Source organism: Cellvibrio sp. (genome assembly GCF_046347455.1).
Taxonomy (GTDB): Bacteria; Pseudomonadota; Gammaproteobacteria; order Pseudomonadales; family Cellvibrionaceae; genus Cellvibrio.
The window spans coordinates 221,403-243,418 of the sequence record NZ_JAXMGC010000005.1 but is presented as its reverse complement, the minus strand read 5'-3'; the positions used below and the strand labels follow the sequence as shown (position 1 = coordinate 243,418).

The window sequence follows — 22,016 nt, the reverse complement described above, 5'->3', positions numbered from 1 at the left end:
TGTTTGTTTTCACAGGCGCCAAAATGTTTGGCTCGCGTTTTTATACCGCATATAACCCACGAAACCAAGCGACGCGCCCGTGTTTAAGCGGCTTTTGTCTATCCGTACGCGTAATTTACGCGCACTTAACGCCTACGCACTTAACGCGTAACGGGCAAATCTATCCCCAAGGAATCCCATAATTCGTCCACGCGCGCTTTAACCGCCTTGTCCATGTCGATGGGCACGCCCCACTCGCGCGTTGTTTCGCCGGGCCATTTGTTGGTTGCGTCGAAACCAATTTTCGAACCCAAACCGGACACGGGCGACGCGAAATCCAAATAATCGATAGGCGTGTTTTCAATCATCACCGTATCACGCGCCGGGTCCATGCGGGTGGTCATTGCCCAGATCACATCACTCCAGTCGCGTGCGTTCACATCATCGTCGGTAACTATGACAAATTTGGTGTACATGAATTGGCGAAGGAAACTCCACACCCCCATCATGACGCGCTTGGCGTGGCCGGGGTATTGCTTTTTCATGGTCACTACCGCCATGCGGTAGGAACAGCCTTCGGGTGGTAAATAAAAATCCACAATTTCCGGAAATTGCTTTTGCAAAATGGGCACGAAAACTTCGTTGAGGGCAACGCCTAAAATCGCAGGCTCATCGGGCGGACGACCGGTATAGGTGCTGTGGTAAATCGGATCTTTACGATGCGTAAAGCGTTCAACGGTAAAGACCGGAAAATTATCGACTTCGTTGTAGTAACCCGTATGATCGCCAAAGGGACCTTCGGGCGCCATATCGTTTGGCGCTATGTAACCTTCCAGAATAAATTCGGCAGAGGCAGGCACTTGCAGATCGCTGCCAATACACTTGACCACTTCGGTTTTGTCGCCGCGCAACAACCCCGCGAAACCGTATTCAGAAAGCGTGTCGGGCACGGGCGTAACGGCACCCAAAATAGTCGCCGGGTCAGCACCCAAAGCAACCGCAACGGGGAAGTTTTGACCGGGGTTTTGTATTTGGAATTCACGGAAATCCAAAGCGCCGCCGCGATGCGAAAGCCAGCGCATGATCAACCGGTTTTTACCGATTTTCTGCATGCGGTAAATACCCAAGTTTTGCCGCTCTTTGTGCGGGCCGCGCGTCACCACCAATGGCCAGGTTACCAGCGGGCCTGCATCGCCCGGCCAGCAGGTTTGAATGGGTAATTTATCCAAATCAACCGCATCACCTTCCACTACAAATTCTTGGCTTGGCGCCTTACTCAGCACCTTTGGCTGCATGTTCAGCACTTGCTTGAAAACCGGCAACTTTTCCCAAGCATCTTTAAAACCTTTGGGCGGCTCGGGTTCTTTTAAAAACGCGAGCAGCTTGCCCACTTCACGCAAGGCTGAGACAGATTCTTGGCCCATACCCAAGGCAACTCGCTCAGGCGTACCAAATAAATTTCCAAGAACAGGAATTGAATAGCCTTTGGGATTTTCAAACAAAAGCGCGGGGCCGCCTGCACGCAGAGTGCGGTCGCAAATTTCCGTCATTTCCAAGTAAGGATCAATTTCTTGGGTAATGCGCTTCAGCTGGCCGCGCGCCTCTAGCAGCGCAATAAAATCGCGGAGATCTTTATATTTCATTGTGGAGCATTCCCCCTCTCCCCGACCCCTCTCCCGCAAGGGGCGAGGGGAGCTAGATGCTCGCGAGATTTTACTCCCTCTCCCCTTGCGGGAGAGGGTTGGGGAGAGGGGAATAAAAAGCGAGAATATTATTTACGCTTCATTGACATGAAGAATTCATCGTTGGTTTTAAAGTCTTTGAGCTTATCCAACAGGAATTCTGTCGCAGGAACATCTTCCATATCGTTAAGCAAACGACGCAAAATCCACACGCGTTGTTGCTCGTCTTCTTTCATCAACAAGTCTTCACGACGAGTGCCGGAACGGCGCAAGTTGATAGCAGGATAGATACGCTTCTCAGCAATTTTGCGATCAAGGTGCAATTCAAGGTTACCTGTACCTTTAAATTCTTCGTAAATAACCTCGTCCATTTTAGAACCGGTATCTACAAGCGCAGTGGCGATAATACTCAAGCTGCCGCCTTCTTCGATATTACGTGCAGCACCGAAGAAACGCTTTGGACGCTCAAGCGCATGTGCATCAACACCACCGGTCAATACCTTGCCTGATGAAGGAATAACGGTGTTGTAGGCGCGGGCGAGACGAGTAATGGAGTCGAGCAGGATGATGACGTCTTTCTTGTGTTCAACCAAACGCTTGGCGCGCTCGATTACCATGTCAGCCACTTGCACGTGACGCGCCGGCGGCTCATCGAACGTAGAAGCAACCACTTCGCCACGCACTGAGCGCTGCATTTCAGTAACTTCTTCAGGACGTTCGTCAATCAACAAGACAATCAAATGACATTCAGGATTATTGCGCGTAATGGCCTGCGCAATATTTTGCATCATGATGGTTTTACCGGCTTTTGGTGGCGCTACGATCAAACCGCGCTGGCCTTTACCGATTGGCGCGATCAAATCGATGATGCGCCCGGTTAAATCTTCGGTAGAACCGTTCCCAGCTTCGAGCACAAGGCGCTCGTCCGGGAACAAAGGTGTAAGGTTTTCAAACAGAATTTTATTGCGTGAGTTTTCGGGCTTATCAAAATTAATTTCGTTAACTTTTAGCAGTGCAAAGTAACGCTCGCCTTCTTTTGGTGGTCGAATCTTGCCCGAAATGGTATCGCCGGTACGCAAGTTAAAGCGGCGAATTTGGCTTGGGGAAACATAAATGTCGTCTGGACCAGCCAAGTAAGACGAATCTGCTGAACGCAAAAAGCCAAAACCATCGACCAAAATTTCCAATACACCATCACCGTAAATATCTTCACCGCCCTTTGCGTGGCGCTTGAGGATGTTAAAGATGATGTCTTGTTTGCGGGAACGCGCCAGGCTTTCAAGGCCCATTTCACGCGCTATATCAATGAGTTCTTCGATGGGTTTGAGCTTTAAGTCGGTAAGATTCATAAGTAAGGCTTTGTAGGATAGTTGTTGCAGATATTAAGCCGGATGGCTGGATAGTTTTGGGTTGAAACCTGTTGCGTAATTTTTATTGGTCGCTAGCAGTTTTACGGTAATGACGCTTGAAACTCTCTGTTAGGAAACCTGTTGGAAACTCAACTGGATGTATTCTGTTAATTAAGGGTAAGAAACAGCAGGGAGTTAGATCTTATCCGGTGGGAGGCAAACCCTGAAGTTCGACGCGGGATAAGTGGATGAGCTGAGTATAGCGATTAAAATCGCCAAGTGCAAAACGAAAAACCAAAAACAGCCTAGAGATTGATTAAAACAAGGATAGGACTAAGAAAAGAGGATAAAAAAACCGGGTTGCCGGAAACTCACTCCTACAACCCGATACATCAATTAGATAGAGCTGTTAATAAACTCAACTAATTGCGCTTTTGAAAGTGCGCCCACTTTAGTGGCAGCTGGCTCACCATTTTTGAACAGAATCAAGGTTGGAATACCACGAATTCCAAACTTACCTGGAACTTCTTTGTTTGCATCCACGTCAACTTTGGCAATTTTAACCTTGCCAGCATACTGCTCAGCCAAGTCGTCGAGAACAGGTGCAATCATTTTGCATGGACCGCACCAAGCTGCCCAGAAATCCACCAATACAGGAATATCTGAACTCAATACGTCTTGTGCAAAACTGGCATCACTTACATGAACAATGGCATCGCTACTCATTTTTTAACTCCACTACGAGGCTTGAATTGATGTTTTGCATCATAAGGATTGGAACCCCTGCCCGCAAGGAGAAAAAATCTATGGATATCATAGCGGGCGACAATTGCGCAGATGCGACTAATTTTTGGTGAGTATGCGTTCGAACACGCCAATAAGATTATCAAGCGTAACCGGTTTGGATAAGTAGTAATTCATACCGCTGGCAAAAACTGCGTCACGATGTTCTTGCAGTGCATGCGCAGTCAGGGCCACAACAGGCATCGGCTGCAGATTGCGCGATTGTTCAAATAGCCGGATATTTCGCGTGGCTTCAAAACCATCCATTTCCGGCATTTCACAATCCATTAAAATAACGTCATAAGGTTGGGCGGCCTTACGAACGGTATCGAACGCGATGAGCCCATTTTCGACCAGCTGGGGGGTAATGTTGAGCTTGCTCAGCAAACCTTTTATCACCATGCGATTGACAAGATTATCTTCAGCCACCAGCACGCGTAGGTGTGCAAATTTATCCGCAGGAGATTCAACAACAGGATGCTCAAGCGCGGTTTGAACTTCACGCCCCAATAACGCCGCCAATTCATATTTGAGTGTTTTGCCAGAAAGAGGTTTGCGTAAAATCGCATGCACGGCACAAGCGCGTAGCGTTTGCTGATCTTGAAAAATATTGCTGGCAGAAAACATAAAAGCAGGCAGGTTTTGTGTATCAAGGTGGTTGCGCAACTGACGAATAAAATCAATGCCACTCATATCCGGCAAATCAGAATCGACACCGATAAAATCGAAGGACTCACCACTGTGCGACGCTTGCGCAAGAGTTGCTTGCGCTATTTTTGCAGATGTTGCTGACTGAATTTTTAAATTCCAATCAGCGCCATGTGCAGATAAAAACTCAACCATTTTTGGATTGGCGCCAACCAATAATAATTTTTTATGAGCAAGCAAGCTTGTCAGCTCGCGCTCTTTTTCACACTCAGCCTCAGGCTCATCCGCCGCCGCAAACTCCGCTGTAAACCAGAAAGTGGCGCCCTGCCCCTTAACACTTTCAACGCCAATTTCCCCACCCATTAGCTCAACCAAACTTTTACAGATAGCAAGCCCTAAACCAGTACCACCGTATTTGCGAGTCGTGGATGCATCTGCTTGGTTAAACGAATCAAACAAATTAACACCAGAGCTTAAATCTATACCAATACCACTATCTTGAATGGAGAAACGTAACCGCGTTTTCTCAGCCGTTGAGTTTTCCTCCAGACCAACTTCCAACGCAACAAAGCCTTTAGATGTAAACTTGAACGCGTTACCCAGCAAATTAATAATGACCTGTCTTAAACGAGTTGAGTCACCTTTTAACAATAAAGGAGCTTTGGGTTTTACGCCGCCTACGAGCTCAATATGACGCTTGTTAGCCGTTGCACCAAATAGCTGCAAGCAATCTTCAATTAAATCGTCCAGACGGAAAGAAGCCTCTTCCAGCTGCATTTTTCCCGCTTCGATTTTTGAGTAATCGAGAATGTCGTTGATAATTTCCAAAAGCGTTTCACCTGAACGGTGAATGACATCAATGTAATGCTTTTGATTTTCGTTGAGCGGTGTATCGCGCAACATTTCCAACATACCGATCACACCATTCATCGGTGTGCGGATTTCGTGACTCATGGTGGCGAGAAATTGGCTTTTTGCTCGGCTTGCATCTTCCGCTGCGTTTTTTTGGCGACGTGTTTCGATTTTTTCTTCTTGCTCGGCAAGCAACGCGAGCTCCATGGTGCGGCGTTGATCCAAATCCTCCAAAAGCGTTTCACGCATTTGATTTATTGCATCGACCACTTTATCCAACTCATCGCTATTGGTGTCAGATTTGACACGCTTTAAACGCAAGGGCTGGTTCAAACTTTCCAAATTCAAATGTCGAGCATAGTTAGCAATCGTTTCCATATGCCGAGTCAAAAGCACATGCACCAACCACAAAATAAAGAGTGATATCAGCAGTGTCTTGGCGATTTGAACCACAACAATGAAGAGCGCACGCTCCCACAACTTGTCATAAATACTGGAGAGCGATGCAGTAACGCGCAAGGTGCCCAAGCGCTGTTGTGGCGTGCTCGCATCTTCATAAATGAGCGGATATTCCTTCACCAAATATTGGCTTTTTTTAGCATCAATATCGGTTTGGGTTTGCTGATTGTTGCTCACCACCATGGATTGCTCGGTGTTGTTCCAATCGCGCCAAACAACTTGCACCTGCACTACATCCTGCACATCGAGAACGCTGCGAATTTGAATGCTGAGCTGTTCTTGGTCGAACCCCCACAAACTTTTAGTGATACTGGCCAAGGTACTGATACGCACCTGATCCAAACGCTTTTCGAGGGAGGAAACGTCGTCGTGAAAGTTGCCGTATAACTGCAGCAAAATAGTGAATAGCGTGATCAGCGAACTGCTGACCACGATCAAACCGAGCAATCGGAATGCGATGGGATTGTCGCGTGCGTAACGCCGTATATTTAGCATGGATTATTCAAGCTCTCGTCCCAATTAGCCTAAATGACGCCTAAACGCCAAGCGGCTTAGACGCTAAAAAGTGTAGCACTTCATTAAATCTCTGCGCTCGAATTCGGTTAACTCATCCCAGCGAGGCTTTTGACAGGCGCTTAAGCTGATGATTACTGAAAAAATATTCTGGGGTGGCGGGTTTTTGCACCTATATTTGTCATCGGATGTATTACAATGCGCCGGCTTTGAAACGCAGCTGTAACATGCGTTTTTTCGGCGAGGCTCGCTTGCTAGCGAGTTCGTCAAAGCCCGAACAAATCCCGCGTTACGGTAGTTTTTACCGGAGCGCTTCGTTGTGAACGACATACCTGCATTGCAGACCAATCCTGTACGGAGATAAGTGGATGAGTAAACTACTCACAAATGCTGTGCGCACGCTATCCTCTAGCCGCAAGCCATTGCATAAACCTTTGACCTTTGCCGCATCGTGCCTTTTGGCGCTTTGCGTTGCCAGCGAATCCTTCGCCGCGCAACCCACTATCACACCCACTTCCGCCAGTGAAACTTCCCAACCCGGCCTTTTTGATGCCATTAGTTCACGCGCAAAATTACTCGCCAAAGGCAACTTCAAACACTTTTCAGGAAAGATGCCCGAAGCCTTGGCCAAGATGGATTACGACCAATACCGTTCCGTTCGCTTCCGCCCTGATTCATCTTTGTGGCGCAATGAAGCCCAATTTGAAATCCAACTTTTCCACGCAGGTTATATCTTTAAAGAACCTGTAGTGCTGCACATGGCCACCAACGGCAATGACTCCATAGTTCCGTTCAAGCAAGAGTATTTCAATTACGAAGGCACTGCAGCCAAGTTGGCGGGCATTGCGGGTAAAGATTTGGGCTACGCTGGTTTCCGCGTTCATTACCCCATTAACAACCCACAGTACAAAGATGAATTCATGGTATTCCAAGGTGCGGCATCTTCTTACTTCCGCATTATTGGACCCGGCCATGCGTGGGGCTTGTCTGCCCGTGGTTTGGCGATTGATACCGCTGAACCCAAGGGCGAAGAATTCCCTATCTTCCGTGAATACTGGATGTTAAAACCCACTCCCACCGAAAAGCATTTGGTGATCTACGCATTGATGGACAGCCCATCTGTGACCGGCGCCTTCCGTTTTGACGCCTACCCCGGTGCCAACACTGAAGTGAAGGTGACTGCTCGCCTCTACGCACGGAAAGACATTCAAAAATTGGGCGTAGCGCCACTGACCTCTATGTTTATGTTTGGCGAGAACAGCGTAAACGTATCGCGCTTTGATGACTTCCGCCCTGAAGTTCACGATTCTGACGGCGTGAGCATGCTGACGTCTGCGGGCGAGTGGATTTGGCGTCCGCTATCTAACCATCGCGGCCTCCACATTTCGTCTCTGGGTGATACCAACCCACAAGGTTTCGGCTTGATGCAACGTGACCGCGATTTCAACAATTATCTGGATGCTGAAGCTCATTACGAGCGCCGCCCAAGTTTGTGGGTAAAACCTGAAAACTCATGGGGTAAAGGCCGCGTGGAATTGGTTGAGATTCCATCGGATAGCGAAGCCAACGATAACATCGTAGCTTACTGGGTACCCGATGAGCCGATGAAAGCGGGCGATAGCCGCGAATTCAAATACAGCCTGCAACCATTGGACGCTAATGTTCCAGGACAAACCGGCGCTAAAGTGCTGCGCACCCGCACGGGTTGGGGCGCTGTGGCCGCACAAGGCAATCCACCACCAAAAAGCAAACGCCAATTCGCAATTGACTTCCAAGGTGCCGAACTGGGCAACTTGCCAGCAAACACTGTGGTTGAGGCTGACCTAAGCAAAAATGCCGGTAACTTTACTGATTTACATATCAGCAAATTGCCCGATGGCAAAACCTACCGCGCCTCGTTCAAGTTTGAGCCGGACGGTAATAACGCCATTGATATGCGCGTTTTCTTGAAGGCAAACAATAAGCGCCTGACTGAGGTTTGGAGTTATGTCTGGTACCCAGATGACATCCAATAATTTAACCAACAGCGCGCCTATTACCCAAAGCGAGTCTACTGTGAGCAGACCTATTAACCGCGACCTTATGCCGGAGAACGAAATCCGGCTGCCGGGCGAATCCTTACGCCGTATTGTCTACGCCCTGCTTACGGTAATTACCGCCGTCAGCGGTGTGTATATGATGTACGACATACTAAGTGCCAACAGTATTACGGTACTTGAGGCCGTTATTCTCATTCTCTTTGCCATTTCCTTTTGCTGGATTTCTACCGCGTTCTGGAGTGCTGTATTCGGCTTTGTGTTACTCATGATGCGTCGTGATCCACTGACCCTGAAGCACATGGATCATGTTTATAACGATAGCCTGCCCATCACCCAGCGCACTGCTGTGGTAATGCCGATCTACAACGAAGATACGCATCGTGTAATTGCCGGTTTCGAAGCCACGCTCAACTCATTGGTAGCTACCGGAGAGATTGAGCACTTTGACTTCTTTATGCTGAGCGATACCACCAAGCTGGATATTGCGCAGCGTGAACGCGACCAATGGAAGCAATTCACTGATCGCATTGGCGATTTGAGCAAGCATACGTTTTATCGCCGCCGCGAGAAAAACCTGCATCGTAAGGTGGGGAATATTGCTGAGTTTTTGCAACGCTGGGGCAAGAACTACGAGAACATGATTGTGCTCGACGCAGACAGCGTGATGAGCGGAACCTGTCTGTTGCGCATGGTGCGCACCATGCAAGCAAACCCGCGTGCGGGCCTTATCCAGACCGTACCTATCCCTGTTCGCCAAACCACCTTTTTCGGCCGCTTCGTGCAGTTCGCCGCTGTGCTATACAGCCCCATGCTCGCCACCGGTATCGCCTTCTGGCAGACCGGCGCGGCTAACTATTGGGGCCACAACGCCATCATTCGCATTAAGGCCTTTATCGATCACTGCGGCTTGCCAACCCTTCCGGGTAAAGCGCCTTTTGGTGGCGATATCCTGAGCCATGACTTCGTTGAAGCCGCCATGTTGCGCCGCGCCGGTTGGGATGTATTCCTTCTTGCCGACCTTGAAGGCAGCTACGAAGAAGTCCCCTGTAACATTATCGATTACGCAACCCGCGACCGCCGCTGGGTACAAGGCAACATCCAACATTTGGGCATGCTAGGCGCTGCGGGTTTACACCCCATTAGCCGCCTACACTTTTTGTTGGGTGCGACGGCTTATATATCGTCCTTGATTTGGTTGTTAATGCTGGTATTGAGCACTGCTGACGCCGTAGTTCGCGCCCTGCACAGCAACGAATACTTCACCAATTCCACGCCCACAATGGAGCATTTCATCAATTTACCGGAATGGCCTATCGCCAAAACCGGGTTGATTATTTCGCTCATTGTCATGACCACCATTTTGCTGTTGTTCCCTAAGGTCATGGGAATCATCAGCACCATGGCGCACCGTCGCGAGCAATTTGGCGGCACCAAAGCTATTCTGCGCGGCACCATAGTAGAAACAGCATTTGCGGTTTTGATTGCGCCAATCATGATGGCTTTCCATGCTTACTTCGTGATCTCCGTATTCCTAGGGTTCAAAGTGAACTGGGATGCACAAGATCGCGAAGGTCGCTTGTTAACTTGGGGCGAAAGCTTTGCACGCACCCTGCGGACCACTATAGTCGCCATCTTGTGGGGTTATATGACCTTCACCTATGCGCCGATTTTCTTCTGGTGGCTTATGCCCATCCTCACGGGCTTAGTATTGGCTGCGCCGATTGTGCGCTACTCAAGCAGCCTGGAACTGGGCGAAAGATGCCGTCAACACGGCGTATTCGTAAGCCCATTCGAGACCAATGAAGACCCTGTGCTGACCGACCTCAAACGCTTGCTCGCGGTGGAACATCCACCTTTACCAGAACCAGCTGGCATTCCCGCATTGCCGCCAGACAACTGGAGCGAGATGCCGGAGCAAAATATGGAAGAATATCCTCCGAGGGCATAAAACCCTTATAGGACAAAAAAGGCGCTCACAGGAAACTGGAGCGCCTTTTTTTATTTTAAATAAAATGGTGTTGCACCGAATACTCGAACACTATTTAAACAGGGAGTCGTCATCCTCGCGCAGCGGGGATCCAGCTTTTGATTTGGTCTGTTAACCCCCGCTGCGCGAGGATGACGATTCCCTAATAATCAAAACATAGGGGTTAAGCTAAATGCCTGGCACCCGAATTACACCCATAAAAAAACGGCGCTCCAGTTGCCTGCGAGCGCCGTTTCTCAGCTCTTAGAGCTAGCGATTAAGCATCAAACGGATGACGCAATACCACGGTTTGAACACGATCTGGGCCGGTAGAAATAATGTCGATAGGTGTTGCCATCAACTCTTCCAAGCGCTTGATGTAGTTGCGTGCGTTCACTGGCAACTCGTCGAGGCTCTTGGCGCCTACAGTAGATTCACTCCAGCCGGGCATTTCTTCATAAATCGGCTGAATGGCTTCCCAACCTTCTGCATCAAACGGAATATCAACCGGATTGCCTTTGCCGTCTTGATAACCGATACAGATTTTCACGGTTTTCAAACCATCCAAAACGTCCAGCTTGGTCAAGCATACGCCGGTCACGGAATTGATACGGTTAGCATGGCGTACTGCAACAATATCGAACCAACCACAACGGCGCTTACGGCCCGTGGTTGCACCGAACTCGTGGCCTTTTTCGCCCAAGTAAGCGCCGATTTCGCAATCCAATTCCGTTGGGAAAGGACCGGAACCTACGCGGGTGGTGTAAGCCTTGGTGATACCGAGAACATAATCCAAATACAACGGGCCGAAGCCAGAACCTGTAGCTGTACCACCTGCGGTGGTGTTAGATGAAGTTACGAAAGGATAGGTACCGTGGTCGATATCCAACAAAGAACCTTGCGCACCTTCGAACAGAATGTTTTCACCTTGTTCGCGAGCAGCGTGCAAAAGGTTAGTTACGTCAGCCATCATGGGCAGCAATTGTTTGGCCCAAGCGGTGCAATCAGCCAGCACTTTTTCGTAGCTAATGGCTTCTACTTTGTAGTAGGTGGTGAGTACGAAATTGTGGAAATCCAGAATTTCTTTCAGCTTAACCGCGAAGCGGTTCAAGTCTGCCAAATCGCCCAAACGCAAACCGCGACGCGCCACTTTATCTTCGTAAGCAGGGCCAATACCGCGACCGGTGGTGCCGATTTTGGCATCGCCACGCGCTAATTCACGCGCTTGGTCGAGCGCAACGTGGTAAGGGAGGATCAACGGACATGCCGGTGACAAGCGCAAACGCTCGCGCACGGGTACGCCGGTTGCTTCCAACTCACCGATTTCTTTGAACAAGGCTTCTGGCGATAAGACCACGCCATTGCCGATCAGGCAGGTTACGCCTTCGCGCAAAATACCAGAGGGAATCAAGTGCAAAACGGTCTTCTTACCGTCGATCACCAGGGTGTGACCCGCGTTGTGGCCGCCCTGAAAGCGAGTAACCAAGGAAACCTGATCGGTCAGCAAATCTACGATTTTGCCTTTACCTTCATCACCCCATTGGGTGCCCAAAATGACGACGTTTTTACCCATGACTGGAAAACTCTCTGTTAAACAAAATGAAAATAGAAACTCTCGGTAGCGCTACGCGCGCCTACAAACTTACAACCTGGTATTCGTTGTTCACCAAACGCAACTCGCGCTTGGCTTGAATATCTGCTGCAGCGCCGTAAACAACGCGCTCGCCTTGGGCGCGCAAAGCCTGCACTGCTTGCCATTGGGCTTGGTCGCCGTTATCAACAACCGCAATAGCACAATTACCCTTTGAAGGGAGCAAACCCAACTTGCTGATAGCGCAGATGTCGAGCGCGAAACCCGTTGCAGGGCGCGCACGACCAAAGACTTCGCCAATATGGTCATAACGGCCACCGCTGGCGATGGGGTTGCCAAAACCGGGCGCAAAAGCCGCAAACACCAAGCCGGTTAAATAGTGATAGCCGCGCAGCTCGCCTAAATCATAGTAGAACTCTGCGTCGGGGTAGCGCTGCGCCATAATGCCAGCCACGTGAAGCAACTGGTCGACCGCAGCGGCAGCATCTGGAATATCGGCAAAGAGCGTGCGCGCTCTGGTTAAAACATCTACGCCACCCGCCAAATTAGGCAACGCGAGCAATAAGGCAGCACATTTTTGATCGGTGACCTTAGCCGCAACCCACTCGCGGATTTCAGTAACGGCTTTGCGTTGGAGCAAATCAAAAAATTCATCTTCTTGGGCAGAATTCAACTTAGCGCAGGCGGCCAAAGCGCGGTAGATACCCACATGGCCGAGATCCAAATGCAACTTGGGTAAACCCGATGTACGCAAGGACTCAAGCAACAGCGAAATCACTTCAACATCAGCTGCCAGACCCGGTTCACCGTAAAACTCCAAACCAACCTGCATAGGCGTGCGCGTCGCCAAGGGGTTTTTGGGCTTGGTGTGAACCACATTACCTGCGTAACACAAGCGGTTGGCGCCTTTGGCGGCCATGCTGTGCGCATCGATACGGGCAGTTTGAGGGGTGATGTCGGCGCGTATGCCGAGGGTGCGACCGGTAAGTTGGTCAGTCACTTTAAAGGTGAGTAGGTCTACGTCTCGGCCAAGGCCGATAAGTAAAGAATCGGTGTACTCCAGCAGTGGTGGAATCACCAAGTCATAGCCCCAGGTGGCATAAAGATCCAGCAACTGGCGGCGCAATAATTCGATAGGCTTTGCTTCGGCGGGCAGAATTTCTTCTACTCCATCGGGCAATAACCAGCGATCGGCGTAAGTCATAAGCAGACTCTAAACATCCACAATTCGGGAGGCGTTCAGCGAATGATGCAACCAGAGAAAGACGCGGCGCACCCTGAACATAAAAAAACCGAGCTTTCGGCTCGGTTGCGGCATTTTAACACTGATTGGGGGGAAATTTGTAGGTGGTTCCCCCCAAATCCCTATTTTTTACCTTGGGGATCTTTCAAATAACGGAAGAAATCGCTTTTAGGATCAACCACCATTAAATCCTCTTTGCCAGCAAAGCTCTTTTTGTAAGCGTTGAGGCTGCGTAAAAACGAGTAAAACTCAGGATCTTTGGTGTAAGCGGCTGCATAAATAGCGGCCGCTTTTGCGTCACCTTCACCGCGGATACGCTCGGCGTCGCGGTAAGCGTTTGCTTCAAGCACTACTTTTTTGCGATCTGCATCAGCGCGAATCACTTCGGCCTGCTCTTTACCCTGAGCGCGATATTCGCGAGCTTCTTTTTCACGATCCGCTGCCATACGCGCAAATACGGATTGACTTACTTCTGGCGGGAAATCGATACGCTTAACGCGAATATCAACCACCTCAATACCCAACAAGCTATTGGTGGTTTCGTTCATCGAAGCCTTGAGTTCTGCCATCAATTCGTCGCGCTGACCCGATACTACGTCGTGCAAGGTGCGGCGACCAAACTGGTTACGCAAACCGTCTGCCACACGTTGACCTAAACGGTCTTCCGCCAAACGCATATCGCCGCCGGTGGTGCGGTAATAAGTGCCCACGTCTTTAATGCGCCACTTAATGTAGGAATCCACCACCAATCGCTTGTTCTCGATGGTGTAGAAACTTGCCGGAATCATATCCGCCGTTTGTAAGCGGCCATCAAATTTGCGTACGCGATCAGTGAACGGAATTTTGAAATGTAACCCGGGGGAAACATCCGCCTTAATCAAAGCGCCGAATTGCAATACAACCGCGCGTTCATATTGGTTAACCACATAGGCACTGCTTGAAATCAACGCCAGCGCGATCAGCGAGCCCATTACCGCAATGAGACTTTTAGTAGACATTAGCGAGACTCCCTACGAACTGCAGGCTTGGTTTCAACGGCGTCACGCACAGCTGGGCGCGCTTCCGCTGAGTCTTCAAGCACAGGGGGTGGAACTTGTTTGGTCATTTTATCCAACGGCAAATAGAGCATGCTGTTGTTATCAACATCCACCAGAACTTTGGACGATTTGGTCATGACAGACTCAACTGCATCCATATACAAACGCTTGCGTGTGACTTCTGGCGCGCGCTTGTATTCGGTTAAGAGATTATCAAAGCGAGCAGATTCCCCTTCTGCACGCGATACCACTTCAGACTTGTAAGCTTCTGCCTCTTCCAGCAAACGCTGCGCACGGCCACGCGCTTCTGGAATCACACCATTTGAATAAGATTGGGCTTCGTTTTTCAAACGGGTTTCGTCTTCTTTCGCTTTAATTACATCATCAAAGTTAGCGCGAACTTCTTCGGGCGGCTGAGCCTGTTGGATGTTCACGTTAATGATTTGAATACCGGATTGATAATTATCGAGGTAAGTTTGCAAACGCAATTTTACTTCTGCAGCCATTTTGGCGCGGCCTTCCGAGAGCACTTGCTCCAACTCGGTAGAACCCACGACGTGGCGCAAGGCGCTGTCCGTTGCGTGTTTGAGGCTGGTTTCAGGATCGGCAATATTCAAAACATAGGCTTTAACATCGCCCACATTCCATTGAACGGTGATTGGCAATTCAACGATGCTTTCATCTTGTGTGAGCATCAAACCTTTTGAGGGATATTGACGTTCATTGGTAACACCAACCTTAAACACTTGGGTCAATAAAGGCGCAGACCAGTGCAAACCTTCGCCCATGGTTTCTTGATAGACACCCAAGCGCAACACCACCGCGCGCTCTTTAGCGTCTACGGTGTATATACCGAAGAAGCCGTACAAAAGAAGCGCAACAACAGCGATCACGCCGAAGATCGCACCAAATGAACCGTTGTTAGCCGAATTGCCGCCGCTTGAGCCGCCGCCAAACATACCGTTGAGCTTTTCTTGCAGCTTTTTAAAGGCCTCATCTAAATCTGGCGGGCCATCATTGCCGCCACGACCACCACCGCCCCACGGGTCTTTGTCTTTTCCCGGTTCATTCCAGGCCATACCGCATCTCCGACATTATAGAAATTTTGCTTAATCTGAGGGCAAACCCCGGTATTTTCAACCGAAGTGATGAAATTAACATTTTATAAGTATAAACAAGGGTCTATTCAGCCCAAGCCAAATCATCAAATTGAATGCGCAAGGCGCTTAATATACGCAACAAATCGCTTTTCGGAACTCGCAAATTTGCAACGGCGACGCCATCATCGCGAAAAGATTCGCCCGCAACGGCTTGTTGTTCATAGAGTGCGGCACGCAAGCGACCATCTTGTGGACGCAACAGCAAGGGGGCGATAACCATTTCTGTCCCCAGCAGCTCCGCCACAGCTTTTTCCAGAAGCTCTGCACCAACACCGGTTTGCGCTGACAACCATACGGCAATCGGCTTGCCTGCGTCATCACGGTCGATACGCGGTTCAGCCGCGTCAAGCAAATCGATTTTGTTATAGATTTTCAGTTGCGGAAGCTGAGCCGCACCGATCTCTTCCAGCACTAACTCAACTTGTTCTATGTTGCGAATACGTTCATCGGCCGCCGCATCAATGACATGCAAAAGCAATTCTGAGTTGGCTGCTTCTTCCAAGGTCGCGCGAAAAGCTTCTACTAATTTGTGGGGGAGATGACTGATAAAACCTACTGTATCAGCCATGATAACTGCGCCCACATCGGCCAGATCAATGCGACGCATGGTGGGGTCGAGCGTGGCGAAGAGTTGATTCTCCGCGTAAACATCTGAGCCGGTAATTCGATTAAATAGCGTGGATTTGCCGGCGTTGGTATAGCCCACGAGCGACACGGTAGGAATTGCAGAGCGCTGGCGAGAGCGCCTGCCCTGCTCGCGCTGGGAACGCACTTTTTCCAAGCGCTGTTCAATCATGGTGATGCGATTGCGCAACAAACGCCGGTCGGTTTCAAGTTGAGTTTCACCGGGACCGCGCAAACCAATACCACCCTTCTGACGCTCAAGGTGAGTCCACCCGCGAACGAGTCGCGTGGACATGTGGCGCAACTGAGCCAACTCAACTTGCAACTTACCTTCAAAGGTTCGCGCGCGCTGGGCGAAAATATCCAGAATTAAACCCGTGCGGTCGAGCACGCGACATTGCAATTCTTTTTCGAGGTTGCGCTCTTGGCTGGGCGAAAGCGTGTGATTAAAAATCACCACTTCAGCTTCATTGGCAGCCACAACCGCCTGCAACTCTTGCAGTTTGCCGGTGCCAATAAAAAATTTTGCGTTGGGAGAAATGCTTTTGCCCGTAATAAAAGCCACGGGGTCGCCGCCGGCAGACAACACCAGCTCTTCAAATTCGCGGGGATCTTCTGGCTCTTGGCCATGAGATAAATTCAGGTGAACTAGCACGGCTAGCTCACCTGATTCGGGGCGATCAAAAAACAATTAGCAGCCTCGTAGAGGGTTGATTACTCAGCTTGCTCGTCTTCTTCGCCATCAACACCGTCTGCTTCATTCAACAGAGGTACGCGCACAGCGCGTGATGGAACAACAGTGGAGATTGCGTGCTTGTAAACCATTTGGCTTACGGTGTTTTTCAATAACACAACAAACTGATCAAATGATTCAACCTGACCTTGTAACTTAATACCATTTACCAAGTAAATGGATACAGGTACACGTTCCTTTCTCAGAACGTTCAGGTAAGGGTCTTGTAAACTATGCCCTTTTGACATGTTTATTCTCCTAGGGAAGATAAGTTTTACCCACCTTGTTTCCGTCTTAATCATTGGGAAGGGTGGAGGAATTATAGAAAACAGGTAACCGTTCTCAGTTCGTATTATATGGCTGCGCCACCTATAAAATTCAAGGCGCAACGCACAATTTCTTCTTTGGGCAGCAAATTTCCAGCCTCGTCATCAGTATAGAGCCAATTCAGCTGAGTACCGGGATAATTTTGCCAACCCCGCAGCCAGGTAAATTGACGCTTTGCTAATTGCCGAGTCGCAATAATACCGCGCTCCAACATTTCCTCTTGCGATAAGCGACCTTCAATAAAATCCCAAACCTGACGATAACCCACCGCGCGAATTGCAGGTAAATCTGCGTGTAAATCGCCGCGATCGTAAAGCGCTTTAACTTCATCGATCAGCCCTGCCTCAAGCATCTTACTAAAACGCAATTTAATCCGTTCGTGCAGTAGCGCACGCTCGCGCGGTGCAATAGCGATTTGGATCAGATTAAAGCGTTCACTGAACGATTGCCCCTGACCTTGCGCTTGCATCTGACGCAATTCGCTCATGGTCTTACCACTTATACGGTAAACCTCTAGCGCGCGGCTCACTCGTTGCGAATGATTTGGATGAATTTCTTCGGCCATTTGCGGATCAACTTGTGCCAGTTGTTGGTGCACATAGGGCCAGCCGAACTGTTCGGCATCGCGCTCGATTTCCGCACGCACTTCTGGGTCAGCCTCAGGCATATCTGCCAAACCATCCAGTAGAGCTTTGAAATACAACATGGTTCCGCCAACCAACAGCGGAATTTTGCCTTGCGCGTGAATGTCTGCAATTTCACGCTCGGCATCGGCAACAAAATCAGCTGCGGAATAAGGCTGTGAAGGATCGCGAATATCGATCAGTCGGTGAGGAATTGCTGCCAGCTCTTCTGGTGTTGGTTTTGCACTGCCAATATCCATTCCGCGATAGACCAATGCAGAATCGACACTGATGATTTCAATAGGCAAATGCTGACGCAAGGCAATAGCCAAATCCGTTTTACCGGATGCGGTGGGGCCCATAAGAAAAATTACGGTGGGGCGCACTGAAGACATGTTTTACTCAGCTTATAAATCTAAAGCAGCAATGATAACATCTGGCACAATTTCACCGCAGGGAATTACGCTTGCGAACCATGATTATAAAAATACCTCTCTTGCGCAGAACATAAATATATTCATCCTCTGCAAAACTGAGCGAACAAATGTAGGCACTCGTATGAACCAATCTTTGGAAATATCAGAAACTGCGGATGCAACTGAAAAATCTCCAGCCAAACACTGCACCAACTGCAATGCAGCGCTGGTCGGTCGCTATTGCCACGCATGCGGCCAGACGGCGCATATCCACCGTTCAATTAGCCACATGCTTGAAGAGTTCCTGCACGGCATTTTGCATTTTGATAGTAAAGCCTGGCGCACTTTGCCTGCACTGATTATTCACCCAGGAAAACTCACGCGCGATTATATTTTCGGCAAACGCACACGTTATGTTTCACCTTTATTTTTGTTTTTGTTCCTCAACCTAGTGATGTTTGTTGCCCTTTCTTATTTGGGCAAAAACCTTGGCCCTGAAACATCTTATAAAGCGATGTTTCAATCGGGCATGACCAACGAAATCAATAACACCCAAACAGAAATCGATTCGCTAACAGCAAAACTACACACACTTCCTGCCAACGACCCCAGCCTGGCCACGCTAAGCAGCCGAATTGAACAGTTAAAACTCAAACGTGCGGGCATTCAAAGATCTTTAGCGGCCAGCCGCGCTGAAATTGATACACAAGCACAAACAAACAAAGCGCAAAGCGCAACGCAACAAGCATCTTCAGAACCTGTAGCATGGTTTGAACGCACTATTGATCACGCGCTGGAAAACCCCGATCTTGTCTTTTACAAAATGAAAGGCGCCGCGTCCAAATTTGCGTTCATTTTAATCCCCATATCACTCCCGTTTTTGTGGCTATTGTTTTGTCGACGCAGAGATATTCTGGTGTTTGACCACTGTATCTTTTCACTCTATTCACTGTCATTTATGTGCTTGCTCATTATTTTGGTGGCGGGATTGGCACGATTAGGTGTGGCGACTATGGCATGGGGATTGATTTTAATAGCACCGCCCGCCCACATGTTTGCTCAGTTGCGCGGCACCTATCAACTTAGTGTTGGCGCTACGATCTGGCGCACACTGGCGCTACTGCTAATCGCCGGTTTTGCACTCTGTGCTTATTTTGTTGCTATCACATGGTTAAGTTTATAACCGCATTTTTACGGATAGATTTTTGTCTTAACACATTTATCTATTATTTTTGCCGCCGCCATCACGACGCACTGGAGGGTGTACTCCCCCGTTTATGCTGATGATCAATTGCGCGTGTTTTTACACCGCAACTGATTATCAACACATTGCATCGCATACCTACATTCATCAATTCAAATGTGAACTTTCCAATTGGGTTCGCAATTTATTAAGCCATATTTCATATGCGCGCTGCCACCCAATCATCTGACTAGCAGTAGATGAATTTTTTGCTAGAAGGTCACCCGCGCCCAAAACAATGCCATCGCTGGCAACACCAATGGTATCGCCCGAGACCGAATCAATTAGCATAATCGTTATCAACAAATCACCGTAATTTCGCGATTCCTGATGACCGATAGTGATTTGGCCGAGCTCACCTTTGCGATTCACCCGAGGTGTGTATTCCGTCAAACGAAATTGAACACCAAGCACGTCTGCTCCCACCGTGTCGGTTAATGAAAATTGTTTGTCGACCGGAAAATATTTAGGGAACATTTCATCGAACACTGAAGTAAAACCATACCAATCTTCCTTGGTAAGGTGTTTCCAGCTGCGATCTATCTCGTTATCACCCGATTTTTTAAGTACCAGATTTTTCGCCGACATAGGTACGTATAAAATTTTGGAATAATTTTTTAGAATGTCTTTAGATTTTAACGCTAAAAAATTGAATTGAGAGTCTTTAATTCTTACGAGTTTGAAGTTTACTGTTTCACCGCCTGATGTGCCCTGCCCGTACGCATGAATACCGAGAAAAGACATCAGTAACGTCATAATAACAACGCTCTTTTTTCCATAAAACTTTAGCTTGCTGTTCAGCATTTCCCATATCTCCGTTATTTAACAACATACTTCACAAATAAGTTGGCGCAACCTTACTGCCCACGCATAAACATTTTATCCAAATCCTCTAGCGACTGTAACAACCAAGTCGGACGACCATGGTTGCATTGACCGCTACGCTCGGTGGCTTCCATATCGCGCAGCAGTGCATTCATTTCTGGGATGGTGAGTTTTCGGTTGGCACGAACAGATGCATGGCAGGCCATGGTGCCGAGAATTTCGTTGATGTGATGCTGGATTCGCTCGCTAGTGCCGTGTTCGATTAAATCTGACAACACATCGCGCACCAACTGTTCAACCTTCGCACGATTTAACACAACGGGAATTTGGCGAATCAATAAAGTTTCTGGGCCAGCACGCTGCAATTCAAAGCCAAGATTTTTAAAGATATCGTGAAATTGTTCGGCGCAATCCGCTTCTTTTTGACTGATAGCGATTGATTCTGGCACCAACAAGGGTTGTGTTTGAATTCCACCACAGGCAAAGGATTCTTTCATGCGCTCATAAGTAATACGTTCATGGGCCGCGTGCATATCCACCACAATTAAACCCTGCGCATTTTCCGCCAGAATATAAATGCCTTTTAACTGTGCAATGGCGTAACCCAGCGGTGGAATAGTGTCGTCTCCACTCTCTGGCAATGAAGCGGGCGATGAAAAATTTGCAACGGGACTGTGTAAATCGCCATAGGTTTTCAGTTGCTCATTAACACCCGACGCCTGCGCATATTGATGCGAAGCTGAAAAACTGTAGGCTTGTGAATTTGAAAAAGATGGCGTAGGCGACGCGCGCAGGCCGAGTGTTTCCTGACCACGAAATTCACCTGCCGCTATACCTTGTGGCCCGGGAGATGATTGCATAAATCCATCTCCACCCGCTTGCACATTTTTCGCCAGAGAGTTCTCTGGCGTTACATTGGCAAGTGCGCGGTGCAAACTCGAATAAATAAAATCATGCACGCTGCGATTGTCGCGAAAGCGCACTTCGTGTTTGGTAGGATGCACGTTCACATCAACGGTTGAAGGATCAAGTTCCAAATATAAAACGAACGCGGGGTGGCGACCGTGATACAACACATCCTGATAAGCCTGACGTACCGCATGTGACACCAGCTTGTCCCGAATACAGCGACCATTGACATAAAAATGCTGCAAATCTGCCTGGCTACGTGAAAAAGTCGGTAAAGCAACCCAGCCCCATAAACGATAACCGTTGCGCTCCATATCAATATGAACTGCGTTTTCCATAAACGCGGGGCCGCACACCTGGGCAACGCGGCGCTCTTGTTCTAACTGCGAATCTCCGGCACGCCAGGAATAAATCGCGCGGCCGTTGTGACGCAAATTAAAAGCAACATCAAACCGCGATAGCGCCATGCGCTTTACCACATCTTCCAAATGTGTGTATTCAGTTTTTTCTGTGCGCAAAAATTTGCGGCGTGCGGGTGTGTTAAAAAATAAATCGCGCACTTCTACGGTTGTGCCGCGCGGGTGCGGTGCAGGCGACACTTCGGTTTCCATATCGCGGCCTTCTGCAACTACTTGCCAGCCGGCGCTATCGTCATTTGTGCTACTCAACAAGGCTAAACGCGCGACAGAACTAATTGATGCCAGAGCTTCACCGCGAAAGCCCAAGGTAGCAACGGCTTCAAGATCATCAAGCTCATATATTTTGCTAGTAGCGTGGCGACTCAGCGCGAGCGGCAAATCTTCTTTGGCGATACCGCCACCGTTATCGCGCACGCGCATTAATTTTATGCCGCCATCTTCTACGTCAATATCTAAACGCGTTGCGCCAGCATCCAGCGAATTTTCTAACAATTCCTTAATAACAGACGATGGACGCTCCACCACTTCACCGGCGGCGATTTGGTTAGCTAAACGTGGGCTAAGTAATTTAATGCGTTTCATGGCGTTCACAGCTT

Annotated in this window: 16 protein-coding genes; 3 read left to right on the top strand and 13 right to left on the bottom strand. The window is 48.9% G+C overall.

Annotated features, from left to right (window positions below):
- Window positions 1–140 precede the first annotated feature (140 nt).
- The 4 genes from ubiD to U1F02_RS11265 all read right to left on the bottom strand — a co-directional run bounded on the left by ubiD (window position 141) and on the right by U1F02_RS11265 (window position 6,247).
- On the bottom strand, window positions 141–1,622 hold the full coding sequence (ubiD, locus tag U1F02_RS11280) for a 4-hydroxy-3-polyprenylbenzoate decarboxylase (protein WP_409990494.1): 1,482 nt from the start codon (window positions 1,620–1,622) through the stop codon (window positions 141–143).
- 128 nt (window positions 1,623–1,750) lie between these two features.
- On the bottom strand, window positions 1,751–3,010 hold the full coding sequence (gene rho / locus U1F02_RS11275) for a transcription termination factor Rho (protein WP_409990493.1): 1,260 nt from the start codon (window positions 3,008–3,010) through the stop codon (window positions 1,751–1,753).
- A 396-nt stretch (window positions 3,011–3,406) separates the two neighbouring features.
- Window positions 3,407–3,736: a thioredoxin TrxA gene (trxA, locus tag U1F02_RS11270; RefSeq protein WP_409990492.1), complete on the bottom strand. Its 330-nt coding sequence runs from the start codon at window positions 3,734–3,736 to the stop codon at window positions 3,407–3,409.
- A gap of 117 nt (window positions 3,737–3,853) precedes the next feature.
- Entirely contained in the window at window positions 3,854–6,247 is a 2,394-nt protein-coding gene (locus U1F02_RS11265; RefSeq protein WP_409990491.1) for a response regulator, read from the bottom strand.
- A gap of 386 nt (window positions 6,248–6,633) precedes the next feature.
- Between U1F02_RS11265 and U1F02_RS11260 the strand changes: the two genes are divergently transcribed.
- Both U1F02_RS11260 and mdoH read left to right on the top strand, forming a co-directional pair.
- Window positions 6,634–8,280 (top strand): glucan biosynthesis protein, encoded by a 1,647-nt coding sequence (locus tag U1F02_RS11260; protein ID WP_409990490.1) that lies wholly within the window; start codon window positions 6,634–6,636, stop codon window positions 8,278–8,280.
- Window positions 8,252–10,252, top strand: a complete 2,001-nt coding sequence (gene mdoH, locus U1F02_RS11255; protein WP_409990489.1) for a glucans biosynthesis glucosyltransferase MdoH — start codon at window positions 8,252–8,254, stop codon at window positions 10,250–10,252. Before U1F02_RS11260 ends, mdoH begins: the two co-directional genes overlap by 29 nt.
- A 295-nt stretch (window positions 10,253–10,547) precedes the next feature.
- Here mdoH and U1F02_RS11250 read toward each other — a convergent pair whose 3' ends face one another.
- The 7 genes from U1F02_RS11250 to miaA form a co-directional block, all read right to left on the bottom strand.
- The gene (locus U1F02_RS11250; RefSeq protein ID WP_409990488.1) at window positions 10,548–11,843 is read right to left on the bottom strand and encodes an adenylosuccinate synthase; all 1,296 of its coding nucleotides are present in this window, start codon (window positions 11,841–11,843) and stop codon (window positions 10,548–10,550) included.
- A gap of 61 nt (window positions 11,844–11,904) precedes the next feature.
- Entirely contained in the window at window positions 11,905–13,065 is a 1,161-nt protein-coding gene (locus tag U1F02_RS11245; protein WP_409990487.1) for an ATP phosphoribosyltransferase regulatory subunit, read from the bottom strand.
- Window positions 13,066–13,226: 161 nt separating this feature from the next.
- Complete coding sequence (gene hflC / locus U1F02_RS11240) at window positions 13,227–14,102, bottom strand: protease modulator HflC (protein ID WP_409990486.1); 876 nt, start codon at window positions 14,100–14,102, stop codon at window positions 13,227–13,229.
- Entirely contained in the window at window positions 14,102–15,220 is a 1,119-nt protein-coding gene (gene hflK, locus U1F02_RS11235; RefSeq protein ID WP_409990485.1) for an FtsH protease activity modulator HflK, read from the bottom strand. The genes hflC and hflK overlap by 1 nt, the downstream gene beginning before the upstream one ends.
- Before the next feature lie 103 nt (window positions 15,221–15,323).
- Entirely contained in the window at window positions 15,324–16,616 is a 1,293-nt protein-coding gene (hflX, locus tag U1F02_RS11230) for a ribosome rescue GTPase HflX (RefSeq protein ID WP_409990484.1), read from the bottom strand.
- Window positions 16,617–16,639: 23 nt separating this feature from the next.
- Complete coding sequence (gene hfq / locus U1F02_RS11225) at window positions 16,640–16,906, bottom strand: RNA chaperone Hfq (protein ID WP_189420990.1); 267 nt, start codon at window positions 16,904–16,906, stop codon at window positions 16,640–16,642.
- 104 nt (window positions 16,907–17,010) lie between these two features.
- Complete coding sequence (gene miaA / locus U1F02_RS11220; protein ID WP_409990483.1) at window positions 17,011–18,003, bottom strand: tRNA (adenosine(37)-N6)-dimethylallyltransferase MiaA; 993 nt, start codon at window positions 18,001–18,003, stop codon at window positions 17,011–17,013.
- A gap of 163 nt (window positions 18,004–18,166) precedes the next feature.
- Here miaA and U1F02_RS11215 point away from each other — a divergent pair, with 163 nt between their 5' ends.
- Window positions 18,167–19,207 carry a DUF3667 domain-containing protein gene (locus U1F02_RS11215; RefSeq protein ID WP_409990482.1) on the top strand — a complete coding sequence of 347 codons (1,041 nt, stop codon included), beginning with the start codon at window positions 18,167–18,169 and terminating at the stop codon, window positions 19,205–19,207.
- Between the two features lie 168 nt (window positions 19,208–19,375).
- Here U1F02_RS11215 and U1F02_RS11210 read toward each other — a convergent pair whose 3' ends face one another.
- The gene (locus U1F02_RS11210) at window positions 19,376–20,071 is read right to left on the bottom strand and encodes a hypothetical protein (protein ID WP_409990481.1); all 696 of its coding nucleotides are present in this window, start codon (window positions 20,069–20,071) and stop codon (window positions 19,376–19,378) included.
- 53 nt (window positions 20,072–20,124) lie between these two features.
- On the bottom strand, window positions 20,125–22,002 hold the full coding sequence (gene mutL, locus U1F02_RS11205; protein ID WP_409990480.1) for a DNA mismatch repair endonuclease MutL: 1,878 nt from the start codon (window positions 22,000–22,002) through the stop codon (window positions 20,125–20,127).
- Window positions 22,003–22,016: the final 14 nt, after the last annotated feature.